The organism is Mycobacterium sp., from assembly GCF_965230835.1.
GTDB lineage: Bacteria > Actinomycetota > Actinomycetes > Mycobacteriales > Mycobacteriaceae > Mycobacterium.
Genome location: NZ_CBDDLW010000002.1, coordinates 2,622,714 through 2,639,947, shown reverse-complemented (window position 1 = coordinate 2,639,947; position 17,234 = coordinate 2,622,714). Strand labels below are relative to the sequence as shown.

Here is a 17,234-nt window from a genome sequence, read left to right as displayed (position 1 = left end):
CAGGTTGCGCGCACGTAGGTAAACCTGTTCCATCGGCGATATGGGCGACGAGGTCGAACGCGCCACGTATGACTCCAAGGACCGGCGGGAATACCGGCGCAAGATGCGAGGGTGCTTAGACGCCCTCGAGACAATGTTGGCGCAATCTCGTTTCGATTGCGAACAGCCCCTGACCGGCATGGAGATCGAGTGCGACCTTGTCGATGCCAACTACCAGCCCGTTATGTCCAACCAGAATGTGCTGGCCGCCATTGCGGATCCGGCTTACCAGGCCGAACTGGGCGCCTACAACATCGAGTTCAATGTGCCGCCCCGGCCATTGCGCGGAGACGCTGGCCTTGAGCTGGAAAAGGAAGTGCGGGCCAGCCTCAACGAAGCAGAAACCAAGGCCAACTCCGGCGGGGCCCACATCGTGATGATCGGCATTCTTCCCACTGTGATGCCACGCCATTTCAGCGGCGGCTGGATGAGCAAATCGCCTCGGTACGCGGCCCTCAACGCGTCAATCTGCGCCGACCGCGACGAGGACATCCCGATCAATATCAGCGGGCCTGAGCCGCTGAGCTGGCATGCCGCGTCCATCGGTCCCGAATCCGCTTGCACTAGCATGCAATTGCATTTGCAGGTAGCACCAACGGACTTCGCGAGCAACTGGAATGCGGCTCAGCTGCTAGCCGGTCCGCAGCTGGCACTGGGCGCGAACTCGCCATTCTTCTTCGGCCACCAACTCTGGTCGGAAACCCGCATCGAGCTGTTCACACAATCCACAGACTCCCGTTCCGAGGAGCTGAAGACCCAAGGCGTTCGCCCCCGGGTGTGGTTCGGCGAACAGTGGATCGCCTCGATCCTCGACCTGTTCAAAGAAAACATCGACTACTTTCCGTCGCTGCTGCCCGAGGTGTCCGACGAGGACCCGGCCGCCGCGCTGGCGGCCGGCCGCAGCCCACAGCTCTCCGAGCTGCGGCTGCACAACGGCACGGTTTACCGGTGGAATCGACCCGTTTACGACGTCGTGGACGGGCGCGCACATCTGCGGCTGGAAAACCGGGTGTTGCCGGCAGGACCGACCGTCGTTGACATGCTTGCGAATTCGGCCTTCTACTACGGCATGTTGCGCGTCTTGGCCGAAGCGGACGAACCGCTGTGGGCACGGATGAGTTTCGCTGGGGCACAGGAAAATTTCTTGGAAGCGGCCCAGTATGGCATGAACGCCCGGCTACGGTGGCCGGGTTTAGGTGAAGTGGCCGCACAGGAATTGGTGTTGGACACATTGTTGCCGCTGGCCCACACGGGACTGCAGCGTTGGGGCGTCAACGCCGAGGTACGCGACCGATTTCTGGGCGTCATTGAGGGACGAGCCAAGACCGGCTGCAACGGGTCAAGCTGGCAAGTCTCCACCGTACGGACCCTCGAAAAAAGTGGGCTGACCAGGCCCGCAGCACTGGCTGAGATGCTGCGACAGTACTGCGAGAACATGCACACCAACGCACCGGTACATACCTGGAGCGCCGACGTGACCCGGTCGTCTTGATCCCAGCCCGCCAGCAGAGCCGCGGCCACCGTCCTGAGCCGCTTCCCGCGATCGGCCTCAGGCCTAGAGCACACACTAATCTGATCCGTGCCCTACCCAGCCCGTTGCGCACTAGCCTCAGGACCATGAAAGCCATGGCACAGCGGACCTGGGGTCGCGAAGAGCCGCTTGAGCTCTTAGAGCTACCCACCCCCGAACCTGGCACAGGAGAAATCCGAGTGCATGTCCAGGCGAGCGGAGTCAACCCGGTTGACTGGAAGGTGGCGTCTTAGGACTGGTGTAAAAACGCTGGGCGCATGTTCCTGGTGGTCATGTTACGCGGCGGTGGTGTCGGTCGTGGTTGTTGTGGTGGGGGGATGCAGTGGGCGGGGTGGCTCGAGCAGTTGGTGGCGTAGTTCTTGGAGGTGGCGGCTGGTCGCTGATGTTTGGGTGACTCCGCGCCAGCCGCGGCTGGCGCGGTCGAGGACGGCCCATACCAGCGACAGACAGCTGGTTTCGCCGGGTAGGCGGCCGATGACCTTGACCCGGCGACGGGATTCTCCGAAGGTGCGTTCGATGAGGTTGGAATGGCGGATGCGTGTCCAGTGTTGGCGGGGGAAGCGCAAATGCACGCTCAGCGAGGCGAAGTCGTTGGCCAGGCAAGCGACCGCGGCTGGGTAGAGCCCGCGGTATGTGGTGGTGAACTCCTCGGCGCGGCGGGTGGCTTCATCCACGGCCTGCTGGCCGGGTGGCTGGTCAATGTCATCGAAGATCGACCAGAACGCGGCTTTGATCTCGTCCTGGACCGCGACAGGTGTCTTGGCGATGACGTTACGGCAGCGATGGATCAGACACCGCTGACGCAGGCTTGCCGGAAACGTGGTCTCCCATGCGGCGATCAGGCCCGGCGCCCCGTCGGAGATGCCCAGTAGCGGCGGGCGTAGTCCCCGGTTCCTCAGGTCAGCCAAGAAGTCGGCCCACGCATCAGCCGACTCCGCTGCGGCTGGGGCCAGCCCAATAAACAGGGGCTTGCCGTCGGTGCAGATGCCCCAGGCGGCCAGCACCGGCTCGGCCGGGGCGTTGGGATGCATCCGAAAGTTCGAGGCATCCAAGAACAGGTAGTCCAACACCAGCTCATCAAGGCGTCGAGACGACCACGCAGCGAACTCGTCTTTGATGGCCGCACAAATCCGGCTCACCGTCGAGCGCGACAACGCCGCCTGCGAGCCCAGCACCTCGGCCAACGCGGCCTCGATGTCGCGATCCGACAAACCGCGCACCCATCCCGAAATCACCAACGCCTCCAGAGCGTGGGTGCGCGTCACCCCGGCACCGAATAGCCGCGAACAGAACCGCTCGTCGGTGTCGCGTAGTTTCGGGCGGCATAATTCGACCGAGCCCATCGTGGTCTTCACCGTCGCCGGCGGTTGATACCCATTGCGGTACCCGCCCGGGCCGTCCTGAACCCGACGCTGGTGACGGGCTCGGCCCAACACTGCTTCTACCTCGGCCTCCACGGCGACCTGAAACACCAGACGCACCGATAACCGCCCGACCTCCTCCAAAATCTCGGTCAACGGCCGCTCGGTCGCGGCGAACAACTGATCCATCTCAACACGCACACGCTCAATCGGCGATACTCGCTTGGTCACGGGCGTAGCCCCTCCTTCATAGCTTTCGTCGGTTGCGACGGAACCTACGCCCGTGACCATTTACACCAGCGATGAGACGCGACCGACTGGAAGATGCGCAGCTCCGGGCCGCTCAGGCTCGCCGCTCGGTTGCTAGGACCGAAGCCGCCGGTGGTGGTCGGGGTGGACTTCGCCGGTGTGGTCGAGTCAGTCGGCCCGGGCGTGACACGTGTCGCCCCCGGCGACCGGGTGGTTGGCGGCACCAACTTCGCCCGGGGCCAGCGCGGTTCCTACGCAGACACCGTCGTGGTGCGTGAGGACCAGCTCTGCCGCGTCCCGGACGCCGTGGACATCGACATCGCCGCCGCCTTGCCCGTGGGCGGTGTCACCGCCTGGATGGCGCTGGTGGATCTTGGGCGCATCCGCCAGGTGGATCCAGCCGACCGGCGGGTGTTGGTGCTCGGCGCTTCCGGCGGCGTGGGCCAGCTGGCAGTCCAGATCGGCAAGTTGGAAGGCGCCTTCGTGGCCGGCGTTTGCTCGACGAGGAACGTAGAGCTGGTTAAGGGCTTAGGAGCCGACCTTGTCCTCGATTACAACCAGGGCGACGCACTCGCACAAGCCAAACCTTATCTGCCTTTTCACCTCGTTATCGACTGCGTGGGCAGCTATTCCGGTGCTCGCTGCCGATCTCTGCTATCGTCGCGCGGGCGCCACATCATGGTGGCCGGTGACAAGCCCAGTGCCGCGATTCAGGCCCTCATGCCCCCGTTCAAATCCAAAGCTATTTTGGGCCGGCCCACGGGCAAGCGGCTGGAACCATTGGTGGCCGCCATCGCCGCGGGCAAGCTGCGTGTGGCCATCGCTCAGAAGCTACCGCTCACGAGTGCGGAAAAGGCCCATCGACTGAGCCAAACCAGCCGAATGACCGGCAAACTGATCCTAGAGCCCTGAGACTGGGTGTCAGTCGAAAGTGCCGCATCGGTAACGATGGCAGCCCATGACACCGTTACCGGGCGCGAGTAGCTTGGGCACATGGCACCAGAAGTGATGGACTGGGATGATGCCTACCAAGGACAGGGCGTCTTTGAAGGTCCCCCGCCGTGGAACATCGGTGAGCCGCAGCCGGAACTAGCAGCGCTGATCCGAGCCGGCATGATCCGAAGCGATGTACTAGACGCTGGATGCGGCTTCGCTGAGCTTTCCCTGGCGTTGGGTGCGGACGGGTTCACGGTACTCGGCATCGATATCACGCCCACCGCTATTACCGCTGCCACGAAAGCCGCCCAGGAACGCGGGTTGACTACTGTCAGCTTTGCCCAAGCCGACATCACCTCATTCGAAGCCTACCCACCTGGATCCGAAAACCGGTTCGCCACGGTGATCGACAGCACGCTGTTTCATTCGCTGCCGGTCGAACGCCGCGACAACTACTTGAGCGCTGTTCACCGGGCGGCCGCACCGGGCGCCAGCTATTACGTCCTGGTTTTCGCCAAAGGCGCCTTCCCCGCCGAGCTGGAAGTCAAGCCAAACGAAGTGGACGAGGCGGAGTTGCGCGCCGCGGTGAGCAGGTATTGGGAGATTGACGAGGTTCGACCCGCCCATATCCACGCCAATGTTCCTGCGGCTCCCGATATGCCAGAACCCCCGCATGGCCGAGACGACAAGGACCGGGTGAAGTTCCCCGCCTACCTGCTTACAGCTCATAAGGCAGGCTGAGAACCGACCGCGGTGTCAACGCTAAGCACCGCGAGGCGGCTTACGCTGCGGTCGCTGCGGTAGCTGCGGCCAGGGCTTCAGCGAAAGTTGCCAGGTCATCAGCTGTCGTGTCGGCGTGGGGCGAAATCCGCAGCACCGGAGCCGTCAGCTCCAACGGCGCCCGCTCCACTCCCGCGCACGTAGTCAGGATCTGCCGCTCTGCGAGCAACCATGCTCGGACCTCCGCCGGATCGGCCCCGTCGACCGGAGCCAGCGTTGTAATCGCGCTCGGCTCTTCCACCTCTTCGACCACCTGCCAACCCCGCACATCGGCCAGCACGGTTCGAGCGGTCGCCCCCAGCTCAGCCAAATGCGCTCGCAAAGCCTCCGGTCCGGACGCCAGATACTCACCTAAAGCCGTCGAAAAACCCACTCGCGCAGCAATATTGGCTTCACCGAAACCGAGTCTTTGAGCCACAGACAGCGGTGGCGCCCACTCCGGCGCTGGCGGTCGTGGACACAGCCGCTGCATCAATGCTGGGCATACGGCCAACGCACCGACACCGCGTGGCCCGGCGATCCATTTGCGCGACGACGAATAGACGACATCGGCGCCCACCGCGCAATCCACCTGACCGAGCCCCTGCGCAGCGTCCACAACCAGCGGCAATCCAAGCTCGCGGCAAAGCTCCGCAATCATCGCAAGCGGTTGCACGACGCCGCGGTGGCTCGCCACCACGGTCAGGTGCATCAGGTCTGGCGGATCTGCGGCGAGCACGAACGCCGCATCGTCGAGGGCTACTCGCCCATCACTGAGGGTCGGCAGTGGCCGCACCATGAAGTCGCGGCCGGCCATCACTGCCAGGTTGGGGCCATATTCTCCGGGTAAACAAGCCAAAGTCCTTTTCTCCGCCCGCCAACTACCGAGCAGAAGATCCAGCGCCTGCAACGAGCCGGTGGTGTAAATCACCTCAGCGTCAGGAATGCCACTTAAGGCGGCAACCGCGGCCCGTCCCTCGTCGAGCACAGGTATAGCAGCATCAGCCGCGACATATCCACCGACCTCAGCCTCGCGTAGCGCGTGTTGGGCAGCTGCCTCAAGTGCAGCGAAACTCTGACGCGAGCACGCCGCGCTGTCCAGGTGCAGCCCGGCGGCCGCAGGCCGAGCCGTCCGCCATCGGTCGGCCAGAGTGTCGCTCTGGGTCACTTGATCGCGAGCGACAACCCGAAGTCGCCGGCGTCATCGGTCCACCACCGAATACGGCGCAGACCCGCGCCGACCAGTTCAGCACTGACCGCCTCCGGCCTGAACTTGCATGAAACTTCGGTGAGCATCTCCTCGCCAGCGGCGAAATCTACAGTCAAGTCGAGCGCGCCGACACTGACTCGCTGACAACGGTCAGACCGTAGCAACATTTCGATCCGATCTTCTTCGATGTTCCAGCGGGCGACATGTTCGTAAGCCTCAATATCGAAGTCACCGTCAAGTTCCCGGTTGATCACCGCGAGCACATTGCGATTGAACCGTGCCGTCACGCCGGCGGCGTCGTCATAGGCGCGTACCAGGCGGGCCGTGTCCTTGATCAGGTCGGTGCCCAACAGCAAGCTGTCGCCGGGCCGCATGACCGCCGCCAACGTCGCCAAGAACTCTGTCCTGGGACCAGGCGCGAGGTTGCCAATAGTCGACCCAAGGAATACGAACAAACGCCGTCCGCTACTCGGAATCTCACCCAGATGTTCCTCGAAATCACCACAGACCGCGTGAATCTCGACGCCTGGGTATTCACGCTGGATAGCGCCCGCCGTAGCCGACAGCATACTGGCATCAACATCGAACGGGACGAATCTACGCAACGATCCTCGATCACGCAGCGCGTCGAGCAACAACCTGGTTTTTTCCGACGTGCCACTACCCAGCTCAACTAAGGTGTCAGCCTTGCTGGCCGATGCGACATCAGCCGATCGGGTCCGCAGGATTTCAGTTTCCGCTCGAGTTGGGTAGTACTCGGGCAACCGGGTGATCTCGTCGAACAATTCGCCACCCACCGCATCATAAAACCATTTGGGCGGCAACGATTTCGGTGTCTTCTGCAGTCCGGCGAGCACGTCACGGCACAATGCCTGATACGCCGAGTCTTCGGCCAGATGATTCGACAACGACAGTGTCATCAAGGTCCTTTCGGAGGTCCAGAGGGTTGTAGAGAGGTGAATGTGACCCGATCGCTGGTGACTTCCACCAAATGGCGGTCCGGCACGTCGTCCCAGGCTGGGTCATCGTCGTAGGGTTCGCTGGCCAGCACTACCCCATCGGCGCGCCGCAGAATGGATAGCGTCTCATTCCAGGTGGTAGCGAGAAGTCGAGACCCATTGGCAGCCAGCACATTAAGACGAGCACCTGGGTCGGCCTCCCCAATCTTGGCGATGGTGTCGCCCAGGCAGTCCAATCCGCGCGCAAAGAGCGTAGCCGCGAGAACCGCACTGTCACAAGATGACTCGGCAGAGGAATCCGGTGGCAGTATCTCCCGATTAACAACTCCGTTGTGCGACAACAACCAGTGGCCATCAGTGAAGGGGGGCGGTCGAGCTGGCTTCGATCGGCATCCCCACTGTCGCCGAGCGCACCGCAGCCACCACGCAGTGGCTGCGTAGGGCTGGCGCAATCGAGGCGAACGACGCGTCTCCCCACAGCGGCGCCGAACTGCGCCAGCGCCGAGGAACGGTGTCGTCGAAAAAACCTACGCCCCAACCGTCGGCGTTCATCAGACAGTTCTTTTGCCGGCGCGGCGCATACGATTGCACCCGCAAACCCTGCGGCGGGTCCAGCACCAACGAGGATACCGGCAGGCTGGCGCCGAGCCAGCCGAGGTGACGGCACATCAGGCGGGCTCCGCCGCGCCGGGAACGTCCCACGCCAACCGGACGCCGGAGAAAATCTGCCGGCGGTACGGGTGATCCCAATTGCGGAAACTGGGTCGCAGGATTGCGGACTCGACCGCCCATGACCCGCCGCGCAGCACGCGGTAATCACCGCCGAAGAACGGCTGCGAGTAACGCTGGTAGATCATCGGGACAAACCCGGGCCAAGGGCGCAGCGGCGAGCTGGTCCACTCCCAGACGTCACCTAACATCTGCTCGGCGCCGCAAGGCGACGCGCCGGACGGATACGCACCGACCGGCGCTGGGCGCAGTGCTGTGCCACCCAAGTTCGCTTTGGCGGCGAGGTTGTCAGCGGGTTCCATGTCGCCCCACGGATAGCGAAGCCGAGACTCAGTCCGCGGATCCCAGACACATGCCTTCTCCCATTCGGCCTCCGTGGGCAACCGGCCGCCAGCCCACGCTGCGTACGCCTGCGCCTCGAAGTAAGTGACATGCTGCACCGGCTCGTCAGCGGGGATATCTTCAACGACACCGAACCGAGTCCGCGTTCGACCGTCGGGACTCCAGAATTGCGGCCCGGTCAGGCCCGCCACCTGCCGATGCTCCCAGCCACGCTGGGACCACCACTGTGATACCTCGTAGCCACCGTCGTCGATGAAATGCTGCCATTCACCGTTGGTGACGGGAACCCGGCCAATCCGAAAAGCCGGCAAATCGATGATGTGCGCCGGGCGTTCGTTGTCCAATGAATACGGTTCGTCGGCCGCATCCACCCCCAAGACGAACGGTCCGCCAGGCACCAGAACCGAGGTTCCGGCCGCTGCCGGCAAGCCGGCAGGCAGCGCGGAGTTCGTGCGCAACAGCGGCGGGCCCGAGCGCAGGTTCAATGCCTGCAGCATGGTTTCGTTGTGTTGGTTTTCGTGGCTGACCACCAACCCGAACACGAAACCGTCGTAACCTTCGGCCAGGTCATCGAGAGCATCCAGGGCCGCTGACCGCACTGCCCGGCAGTACGAGCGAGCCCGCTGCGGAGACAGCAGCGGCAGATCGACACGACTGGCGCGCGAGTGCTCGAATGCGTCGTAAAGGCCCTCAACGGAACGCGGCAAAATCCCGGGCCGCTCCGGGTCGCCGCCCCGCAGCAACCACAACTCTTCCTGTTGTCCAATGTGCGCCAGGTCCCACACCAGCGGGCTCATCAACGAGTCGTATTGGCGGCAGAGCTCGGCATCGTCGAAATCGACCAGCTGCAACGTCCGCGCCCGCGCCCGCGCCATGTCGTCGGCAAGCTTCTCCCGGGAAATCACAGACCCCCTTGCACCAGCCGCGCGACGGTCGGCGCGATGCCGCCCTCGGTCACCTGGTCGGAAAATTCGCTGCCAGGGCAGCTGCCCCGTTCCACATTGCGAACCAACTGCTGCATCGACTCCACGAGCCCCACCGGCGCTTTCTCGGCGGCGACGGCCACACACCGGTTGGCCGCCTCCCAAAGCCGACGGTCGCCGAGACCCAGCCGAGCTGCCGTGTCCCACGCTGTCGCCACCGGTTCGACGGCTTCAGCCGCCAAGCAGGCCGCAGCCGGATCGTCCAACAACGTCACCAGTGTGAACACCACGGCCGGCCAGACAGTATCGGGCATGCTGTCGAGGTAACGAATTTCCAGCCACCCCCGGGGCCGCACCGGCGGAAACAGTGTTGTCAAGTGGTATTCCAGGTCGGCGATAGTCGGCCGGCGATTACCAAGCAGAACCCGCCCGTCCACCCATTCGGCGAATGGCACGTACTGCGTGACCGGCTCGGCTTCCGGACTATGCACCAGCATCACCGGAGCTTTCAACGCGTAATGCGCCCAGTCGGTGCCGGGATCGTCGCCGTTGGCTCCCAAGACGGGCCCACAGCGCGCGGAATCCATCTGGCCCCAGACCCGTTGCCGAGTAGACACCCAACCGGAGAATTCTCCACTCAGCATCGGAGAATTGGCTGCGATTGCGATCATCGTCGGCCCCAAAGCGTGCGCTAGCCGAACCCGCTCCGCCCATCCGGCCTGCGGACCAGCATCCAGATTGACTTGGATCGAGGCAGTCGATGTCATCATCGCTGCGCCGGCTACCGCGGTATCGCTGGCGGTGAAGAACTGCTCCATCGCCTTATAGCGTGCCCCTGGGTTTATCCGCATCGGCGGGCGCAGGGGGTCGGCGCCCAGCGAAACCAATCCAAGTCCGGCGTCAGTGAAGGCCGACTGCAGTACCGCCTGGTCACGGGTCATCGCGTCGATGGCGGGCATGATACCGTCTTCGGGCGGACCTGACAGCTCCACGGCGCCACCAGGCTCGACGGTGACCGCGCTGCCACCGGGCATGGCCGGTAGTGCCTGAATAACGCCACTGATTTCACTCCAGGCGGGCCTACGGTGCGGATCGCCCGGGTCGAAGCAGTGCACCTCCACCTCAAGACCGATTCGCCCGATCGGTGTGTCCGACAGGCAGGCGTCTGCTATGTACTGGGCTGTCGCCGATGAATCCGCGAGTTCCTCCTCAGCCAAGCCCGTCTGATCGAGCTGCGACGCGGCGGCTATCGCCATATCACCGATCCCTCCCGGTCCAAACGGTGCGCGTCACGGATATCTCGTTGCGTTCGGCTATCGAAACGATAGCCGCGCACATTCCATCCCCCGACCGTACCGATATATTCCCGACAGACTGAAACAGCGTCCGCGCGGCGCTGGATAGCAAACGGCCGCCACGACGCCATCCACCGCGGTGACGTGGAATAACACTTCGCCAAGCATTGGCTCGCCGACGATGAACCGGGGAGCGGTATCTGCGCCGTGCTGGTGCCCGCTGCACCAACCAGCGCGACCGCGAAAGGCTCGCACCACGTCACGCCAGTGCAGCCCCCGACATGAACAACATGGGCATTGCTCCCTTCCGTTGTGTGATGGGCCGATCAGCCGGCACACAAGATCCGGCAACGGTCGCACATCGCTCGACCCACCTCGTATCAGCCGGGTAAACCACTCGACATCGGAGGCTACGTTCTCTACCGCAGATTGTCAGGTAGCAAACCAGTCCGCACAGTTCACACCGCAAAAGCCGAGTCATCCAGCCGCAGGTGGCGAAATTCCGGCCCCGCGTCGCAATGGCATGCCGCACTGCCTGCGGCATGCCGCGATAGTTTCAGCGAACCGCTGGGACCCAGCAGCGGTCGACGCCCATAGCGACAACACCAAACCAACTTCCGCGCAAGCGGGATTGACGATGCCGCCGCGCTGGTGGCCGTAGTGGAGACATTGGTGGTGCGCAGAAAGTACTGCGCCCAAGATGAGCATCGGGCCGGGCTGCGTTCGCCGGGGCAAGTTACACCGACAAAGTTGCCGCGATTGATGCAGCCCGGTGCTCGTATGAGCACCGGGCTGCTCGCTCAAGTCATAGCTCTGCTAGATGACCGCTCTAGGCAGGCCTACGGGGCAGTAGGAGCCGCCGATCGCGGAACGTGGCCTGGCCCACCGTGATGCCCAGACGCGGGTCCACCGTGCGGGGTCGCCGGACGCAAGTTGAGCATCGCGTGCTCCTTGGGGTACCGCAGATGATGAAAGCCTCGATAGCCATCGTGCTTGCCAATGGTGTAGCCACTGAAGAAGATGACCGCGACGATGAACACGGTGCCCGCAGCGACAACGACCCATGCCGCCGCCTTGAACACCTTGGGGGTCTGGTGCGGTGCCGCGGCTGGGGCAGTTGGCACAGCTGGTGTGTCTGATGTTTCACTCATACATCGAATAATGCCCGCACAAACAATGGTCGCGGCTATGCGCTGGTTATGAAGCAGCTGTGAGCCGGGCCATGTCCTCTTCCGGAACCACCGGCGGTTCGGAGTTTTTGACGGAGCTCACTGCGGCCGCAACCGCTTCGAACCAACACCACCCGACGCGGGCCGCGAAACACAGGTCACCTACTGGCGACCAACAGCTCCGCGATCTGGATCGTATTCAATGCCGCCCCTTTACGAAGGTTGTCGCCGGAAACGAACAAGGCCAAACCACGCCCATCGGGCACTCCGGAATCGCGACGGACACGGCCGACCAGGGATTCGTCTATGCCAGCCGCAGCCAGCGGCGTCGGCACGTCGACCAGCTTCACACCGGGTGCGCCGGCGAGCAGCTCGCGGGCGCGCTCCGGACCAAGAGGCCGCTCGAACTCGGCGTTAATCGACAGCGAGTGGCCGGTGAACACAGGAACCCGGACACACGTACCGCTGACTAGCAGATCGGGGATGCCGAGGATCTTGCGGCTCTCGTGACGCAGTTTCTGGTCCTCGTCGGTCTCGCCGGAGCCGTCCTCCACCGGGGAACCGGCCAGCGGCACGATATTGAACGCGATCGGCGCAACATATTTCTGGGGCGCCGGGAACTCGATAGCCGCACCGTCGTGCACCAGCTGTTCGGCGTCACCGGCGGCAGCGCGCAGCTGCGCGGAAAGTTCACCCACCCCGGCTAGACCGCTGCCCGAAACTGCCTGATAGGTCGAGACCACGATCCGCACCAGCCGAGCTTCCTTGTGCAGCACCGCAAGCACAGGCATCGCTGCCATGGTGGTGCAGTTCGGATTGGCGATGATGCCCTTGCCCAAAGCGGGAGCGTCGCCCACATCCCGGTAGAAGTTCACTTCGGACACCACCAACGGCACGTCCGGATCCTTGCGCCACGCCGATGAGTTGTCGATCACTGTCACGCCGGCCGCCGCGAACCGAGGCGCCTGCGCCTTCGACGTCGCCGAACCGGCGGAGAACAAGGCGATATCCAAGCCGCGCGGATCAGCGGTCTCGGCGTCTTCGACCTCGATCTCTTGGCCGCCGAAAGCAAGCTTGCGGCCCTGCGAGCGAGCCGAAGCGAAGAAACGCACCGTTGTCGCCGGGAAGTCACGCTCCTCTAGCAGTGCGCGCATCACCTGGCCGACCTGGCCGGTGGCACCGACGATCCCTACCGAAACACCCGGACGCCTCAATTTAGCGTCCCGTCCCCGCGTAGACAGTCGCCTCCTCCTCGCCCCCGAGCCCGAATGCCTCATGCAACGCAACCACTGCCTTGTCGAGCTCAGCATCCCGACACAGCACCGAGATCCGGATCTCGGAGGTGGAGATTAGGTCGATATTGACCCCGACGGCGGCCAGCGCCTCGCAGAAGGTCGCCGTGACCCCAGGATGGTTGCGCATGCCGGCCCCGATCAGCGACACCTTGCCGATGTGGTCGTCGTAGAGCAACTCGGTGAATCCAATGTCCTCCTTGAGCGAGTCCAGCTTGGCCACCGCGATGGGCCCAGAGTCTCGCGAGCAGGTGAAAGTGATGTCGGTCTTGCCGTCCTCGACCTTGGAGACGTTCTGCAGCACCATGTCGATGTTGACTTCGGCGTCGGCGATCGCCCGGAACACCTTGGCTGCGTACCCCGGGATATCGGGCAGCCCGACAACCGTCACCTTGGCCTCGCTGCGGTCGTGTGCGACACCGGTCAGAATGGGGTCTTCCATGGGTATGTCCTTGATCGATCCGACGACGACGGTGCCCGGTTTGTCCGAATAGGACGAGCGGACGTGTACGGGAATGTTGTGCCGACGTGCATATTCCACGCAACGCAAAATCAGCACCTTGGCGCCGCAGGCCGCCATCTCAAGCATCTCTTCGAAGGTCACCGTGTCCAGCCTGCGGGTGTTGGGCACAATTCGTGGGTCAGCACTGAAAATGCCATCGACGTCGGTGTAAATCTCGCAGACGTCGGCGCCCAGCGCGGCGGCTAAGGCGACCGCCGTGGTGTCCGAGCCGCCCCGCCCCAGCGTGGTGACGTCCTTGCTGTCCTGACTCACCCCCTGGAAGCCGGCGACCAACACGATCCGACCTTCCTCGAGGGCGGCTTGCAGACGGCCCGGCGTGACGTCGATGATCTTCGCGTTGCCGTGGGTTCCGGTGGTTATCACCCCGGCCTGCGACCCAGTAAACGACCGGGCATGAGCGCCCAGCGACTCGATGGCCATGGCTACCAGCGCGTTGGAGATGCGTTCACCGGCGGTCAGCAGCATGTCGAGTTCCCGGGGCGGTGGGACCGGGCATACCTGCTGAGCGAGGTCCAGCAAGTCGTCGGTGGTGTCACCCATAGCCGAGACCACGACAACAACGTCATTGCCCTGCTTTTTGGTCTCGACGATCCGTTCGGCGACGAGACGAATCCGCTCGGCGTCAGCCACCGAGGATCCGCCGTACTTCTGCACGACGAGCGCCACTGTATTTCTTTCCCCGTCTCGGAGTGGCCGCACTTGGTCGCGGTCTGCAATTGCTGCGGCTTAAGTCCACAACAGGATACGTGCCGCCGCATTGCGCGTTCGCCGCGCTGCCGCCAGCTACCCGCCAGCCATAGACGGTGCTGGCGATATTTTCTTCATTGGGCCGATAGCGGTAGAGTTCGGGTTGTGCAGCGGGTGCTCCTCCTCGGACGCCGCGACGGGGTCTGATCCAGACCGGCTACCCGTCGCGGGTGCTTGGCGACGTGCCGGTCTGAGGTTTCCTTCTCACTACCCCGCTTATCACCCGGAGCAGCCATCGTGACCAACTTTTCTCCCTCTTCTAGCCCCGATTCCCGCGACGCGTTTCGGTCGAGCCGATCCATCGTCAAACCAGCGGGCCCACCAGGCCCTGGCCAACCTTCATGGAATCCCCAACGCGGTTCGTCGATGCCGGTCAACCGCTACCGGCCGTTCGCCGAGGAAGTCGAGCCCATCCGGTTAGCCGACCGCACCTGGCCCGACCGCGTCATCAGTCGCGCGCCACTATGGTGCGCGGTGGATCTGCGTGACGGCAACCAGGCGCTGATTGACCCGATGAGCCCGGCCCGCAAGCGACGCATGTTCGAACTTCTGGTTCGCATGGGTTACAAGGAGATCGAAGTCGGCTTCCCGTCGGCCAGCCAAACCGACTTCGATTTCGTCCGGGCGATCATTACCGACGGCGCCGTTCCCGACGACGTCACCATCCAAGTGCTGACTCAATGCCGGCCCGAACTAATTGAGCGCACGTTCGAGGCGTGCGAAGGCGCGTCGCGGGTCATCGTGCACTTCTATAACTCGACGTCGATACTGCAACGCCAGGTGGTCTTTCGCGCCGACCAGGAAGCCGTGCAAGCTATCGCTACCGAGGGCGCCCGCAAGTGCGTCGAGCAGGCCGCCAAGTACCCCGGCACGCAGTGGCGGTTCGAGTACTCTCCGGAGTCCTACACCGGGACCGAACTGGACTACGCCAGACAAGTGTGCGACGCCGTGGGCGAAGTCATTAAACCGACGCCGGACAACCCGATCATCTTCAACCTTCCGGCCACCGTGGAGATGGCCACCCCCAATGTCTACGCCGACTCAATCGAATGGATGAGCCGCAACCTCGCCAACCGCGACTCCGTCATCCTGAGCCTGCATCCGCACAACGACCGGGGAACCGCTGTTGCCGCAGCCGAATTGGGCTACCAGGCAGGCGCCGACCGGATCGAGGGGTGCCTGTTCGGCAACGGCGAACGCACCGGCAACGTCTGTCTGGTGACGCTCGGACTAAACCTGTTTTCCCGCGGTGTGGACGCACAGATCGACTTCTCAAACATCGACGAGATCCGGCGCACGGTGGAGTACTGCAACCAGCTGCCGGTCCACGAGCGTCACCCCTACGGCGGAGACCTCGTCTACACCGCCTTCTCCGGCAGTCACCAGGACGCCATCAACAAGGGCCTGGACGCGATGAAATTCGACGCGGACGCCGCGGATACCGACGTCGACGACATGCTGTGGCAAGTGCCCTATCTGCCGATCGACCCCAAGGACGTCGGGCGTACCTACGAGGCAGTGATCCGGGTCAACTCGCAGTCCGGCAAGGGCGGAGTGGCCTACATCATGAAAGCCGACTACGGCCTGGCGCTACCTCGGCGGTTACAGATCGAGTTTTCTCAAGTGGTTCAGAAGATCACCGACGGTGAGGGCGGCGAAGTCTCGCCCAAGGAGATGTGGGATGCATTCTCCGAGGAGTACCTCGCCCCGGTGTGGCCGCTCGAGCGCATGAAGCAGCGCGTCGACGCTCCGGAAGAAGACAGTGGCACGACGCGGATCACCGCGACCGTCAAGATCAACGGGATAGAGACCGAGATCGACGGCGCCGGGAATGGGCCGGTGGCCGCGTTCGTCGACGCGCTGGGGCATGTCGGCTTCGAAGCATCCGTGCTGGACTACTCAGAACACGCAATGAGCGCTGGCGACGACGCCCAGGCCGTGGCTTACGTGGAGGCTTCGGTTGCAAACGTGGCGCAATCCGGGGAAGCAACGGGGCCGGGAGAAAACTCGGCCCGCACGGTTTGGGGCGTGGGTATTGCACCGTCGATCACTGTCGCGTCGTTGCGAGCGGTGGTGTCGGCGGTCAATCGGGCACTACGCGATTGAAAGTCGCCGACGGTCAGAAGAGCGCCAGCTGCGCGTCTCCCGAGGCGGTGTCGGCGAATTCCTCCATGCCGGTGCCGCCGACCACGGTCTCGACACAAGCTAGGAACTGCGCGTCGGAAACCACCGGCACCCCCAGCTGCCGGGCGTGGTAGCCCTTCCCATGCTCCGGAGCGGCCTTATTGCAGACCACCAGCGAGGTGTCTTCGTCGACGGTGTCGGTGTAGGCCAACCCGGCATGCAGGATCCTCTCCACCAACTCCTCATGGGTCCGACCCACCTCGGCCGCCAGCGCTACCCGCATCCCCTGGACCAGCGGCCTGCCCCGGACATACCGGCCTGGGTTGAGATAGGGACAAGGCATCCGCGATGCCAATGTCTTCAATGGCCGCAGCTCATCGTGGGTCACCCGACCGTTCGGCCACCGACGCCGAGTAACCGGACGCAACGGCAACCAGACGCCTAGTTCACGGGCCCGGGTGAGGGCGGCAGCCAACACATGTGTCAACACCAGCGCGTCGTCGAATGCGTCGTGCGGCCGTTCCTGGGTCACGCCCCAGTGCGCGGCCAGCGTCTCCAGCCGCAAGTTGACGATGCCAAGCTCCAGCCGCCGAGCCAGTTCGACCGTGCACATGACGGAGTCGACCGGAAGCTCGACATTGACGTTCTCGGCCTCCGCGGCAAGAAACCCATAGTCGAACGCCACGTTATGCGCCACCAGTGTGCGTCCGCGCAGAACCTCGACAACATCGTTGGCGATGTCCGCGAATTGCGGCTGATCGTCGAGCATGGAGGCCGTCAGGCCATGTACGTGGGTAGGACCCGGGTCCACCCCAGGATTGAGCAGACTCACCACGGATTGCTCTATCTGACCTCCGGAGTCGAGGCCAAGCACCGCAAGGCTGATAATCCGGGCCAGACCCGGCCGGAATCCCGAGGTCTCCACGTCGATCACGGCCCAACCCCCGTCCGGGTTACCGGCGGGCCGACCCCAGGTTTGTGCCACACCTGAAGGATGACATGGCCGGCTGCCAGCACCAGGCCGTTGCGCACCGTGTCGGCCCTGA

Annotated in this window: 14 protein-coding genes and 1 pseudogene; 5 read left to right on the top strand and 10 right to left on the bottom strand. The window is 63.8% G+C overall.

All coding sequences use genetic code 11. The features are described 5' to 3' along the window. The first annotated feature begins 40 nt into the window (after nucleotides 1-40). Entirely contained in the window at nucleotides 41-1,531 is a 1,491-nt protein-coding gene (locus tag ACO07W_RS12495) for a glutamate--cysteine ligase (protein ID WP_421843588.1), read from the top strand. A gap of 125 nt (nucleotides 1,532-1,656) precedes the next feature. Next, complete coding sequence (locus tag ACO07W_RS12490; RefSeq protein WP_421843586.1) at nucleotides 1,657-1,803, top strand: hypothetical protein; 147 nt, start codon at nucleotides 1,657-1,659, stop codon at nucleotides 1,801-1,803. A gap of 42 nt (nucleotides 1,804-1,845) precedes the next feature. Here the strand turns inward: ACO07W_RS12490 and ACO07W_RS12485 are convergent, their stop codons facing one another. Further along, nucleotides 1,846-3,120, bottom strand: a complete 1,275-nt coding sequence (locus tag ACO07W_RS12485; RefSeq protein ID WP_421840071.1) for an IS256 family transposase — start codon at nucleotides 3,118-3,120, stop codon at nucleotides 1,846-1,848. A 135-nt stretch (nucleotides 3,121-3,255) separates the two neighbouring features. Between ACO07W_RS12485 and ACO07W_RS12480 the strand changes: the two genes are divergently transcribed. Beyond that, complete coding sequence (locus ACO07W_RS12480) at nucleotides 3,256-4,092, top strand: NAD(P)-dependent alcohol dehydrogenase (RefSeq protein WP_421843584.1); 837 nt, start codon at nucleotides 3,256-3,258, stop codon at nucleotides 4,090-4,092. 81 nt (nucleotides 4,093-4,173) lie between these two features. Next, the gene (locus ACO07W_RS12475) at nucleotides 4,174-4,857 is read left to right on the top strand and encodes a class I SAM-dependent methyltransferase (RefSeq protein ID WP_421843582.1); all 684 of its coding nucleotides are present in this window, start codon (nucleotides 4,174-4,176) and stop codon (nucleotides 4,855-4,857) included. 40 nt (nucleotides 4,858-4,897) lie between these two features. On the opposite strand, the gene egtE is transcribed toward ACO07W_RS12475, so the two are convergent. The 8 genes and pseudogenes from egtE to ACO07W_RS12435 form a co-directional block, all read right to left on the bottom strand. After that, nucleotides 4,898-6,043, bottom strand: coding sequence for an ergothioneine biosynthesis PLP-dependent enzyme EgtE (gene egtE / locus ACO07W_RS12470; RefSeq protein ID WP_421843580.1), 1,146 nt, complete (start codon nucleotides 6,041-6,043; stop codon nucleotides 4,898-4,900). Beyond that, a complete protein-coding gene (gene egtD / locus ACO07W_RS12465; protein ID WP_421843578.1) occupies nucleotides 6,040-7,005 on the bottom strand; it encodes an L-histidine N(alpha)-methyltransferase in 966 nt (321 codons plus the stop codon). Before egtD ends, egtE begins: the two co-directional genes overlap by 4 nt. Continuing rightward, nucleotides 7,005-7,713: pseudogene (gene egtC / locus ACO07W_RS12460) on the bottom strand (ergothioneine biosynthesis protein EgtC). Before egtC ends, egtD begins: the two are co-directional and overlap by 1 nt. Then, nucleotides 7,713-9,020 (bottom strand): ergothioneine biosynthesis protein EgtB, encoded by a 1,308-nt coding sequence (gene egtB, locus ACO07W_RS12455; protein WP_421843576.1) that lies wholly within the window; start codon nucleotides 9,018-9,020, stop codon nucleotides 7,713-7,715. Before egtB ends, egtC begins: the two are co-directional and overlap by 1 nt. Next, nucleotides 9,017-10,294: an ergothioneine biosynthesis glutamate--cysteine ligase EgtA gene (gene egtA / locus ACO07W_RS12450; protein WP_421843574.1), complete on the bottom strand. Its 1,278-nt coding sequence runs from the start codon at nucleotides 10,292-10,294 to the stop codon at nucleotides 9,017-9,019. Before egtA ends, egtB begins: the two co-directional genes overlap by 4 nt. Nucleotides 10,295-11,172: 878 nt before the next feature. After that, nucleotides 11,173-11,493, bottom strand: a complete 321-nt coding sequence (locus ACO07W_RS12445; RefSeq protein WP_421845960.1) for a hypothetical protein — start codon at nucleotides 11,491-11,493, stop codon at nucleotides 11,173-11,175. Nucleotides 11,494-11,660: 167 nt separating this feature from the next. Next, nucleotides 11,661-12,716: an aspartate-semialdehyde dehydrogenase gene (locus tag ACO07W_RS12440; RefSeq protein ID WP_421843572.1), complete on the bottom strand. Its 1,056-nt coding sequence runs from the start codon at nucleotides 12,714-12,716 to the stop codon at nucleotides 11,661-11,663. Nucleotide 12,717: 1 nt separating this feature from the next. Continuing rightward, complete coding sequence (locus ACO07W_RS12435; protein ID WP_421843570.1) at nucleotides 12,718-13,983, bottom strand: aspartate kinase; 1,266 nt, start codon at nucleotides 13,981-13,983, stop codon at nucleotides 12,718-12,720. A 318-nt stretch (nucleotides 13,984-14,301) separates the two neighbouring features. On the opposite strand from ACO07W_RS12435, the gene leuA reads away from it, so the two are divergent. Beyond that, nucleotides 14,302-16,170, top strand: a complete 1,869-nt coding sequence (leuA, locus tag ACO07W_RS12430; protein WP_421843568.1) for a 2-isopropylmalate synthase — start codon at nucleotides 14,302-14,304, stop codon at nucleotides 16,168-16,170. Nucleotides 16,171-16,183: 13 nt separating this feature from the next. Here the strand turns inward: leuA and ACO07W_RS12425 are convergent, their stop codons facing one another. Next, a complete protein-coding gene (locus tag ACO07W_RS12425; protein WP_421843566.1) occupies nucleotides 16,184-17,173 on the bottom strand; it encodes a DEDDh family exonuclease in 990 nt (329 codons plus the stop codon). Nucleotides 17,174-17,234 lie beyond the last annotated feature (61 nt).

Coding starts and splice junctions, on each gene's coding strand:
- ACO07W_RS12475 (WP_421843582.1), top strand. CDS start 4,174: ATGGCACCAGAAGTGATGGACTGGGATGATGCCTACCAAGGACAGGGC.
- ACO07W_RS12495 (WP_421843588.1), top strand. CDS start 41: ATGGGCGACGAGGTCGAACGCGCCACGTATGACTCCAAGGACCGGCGG.
- ACO07W_RS12480 (WP_421843584.1), top strand. CDS start 3,256: ATGCGCAGCTCCGGGCCGCTCAGGCTCGCCGCTCGGTTGCTAGGACCG.
- egtA (WP_421843574.1), bottom strand. CDS start 10,294: ATGGCGATAGCCGCCGCGTCGCAGCTCGATCAGACGGGCTTGGCTGAG.
- ACO07W_RS12485 (WP_421840071.1), bottom strand. CDS start 3,120: ATGGATCAGTTGTTCGCCGCGACCGAGCGGCCGTTGACCGAGATTTTG.
- ACO07W_RS12490 (WP_421843586.1), top strand. CDS start 1,657: ATGAAAGCCATGGCACAGCGGACCTGGGGTCGCGAAGAGCCGCTTGAG.
- egtD (WP_421843578.1), bottom strand. CDS start 7,005: ATGACACTGTCGTTGTCGAATCATCTGGCCGAAGACTCGGCGTATCAG.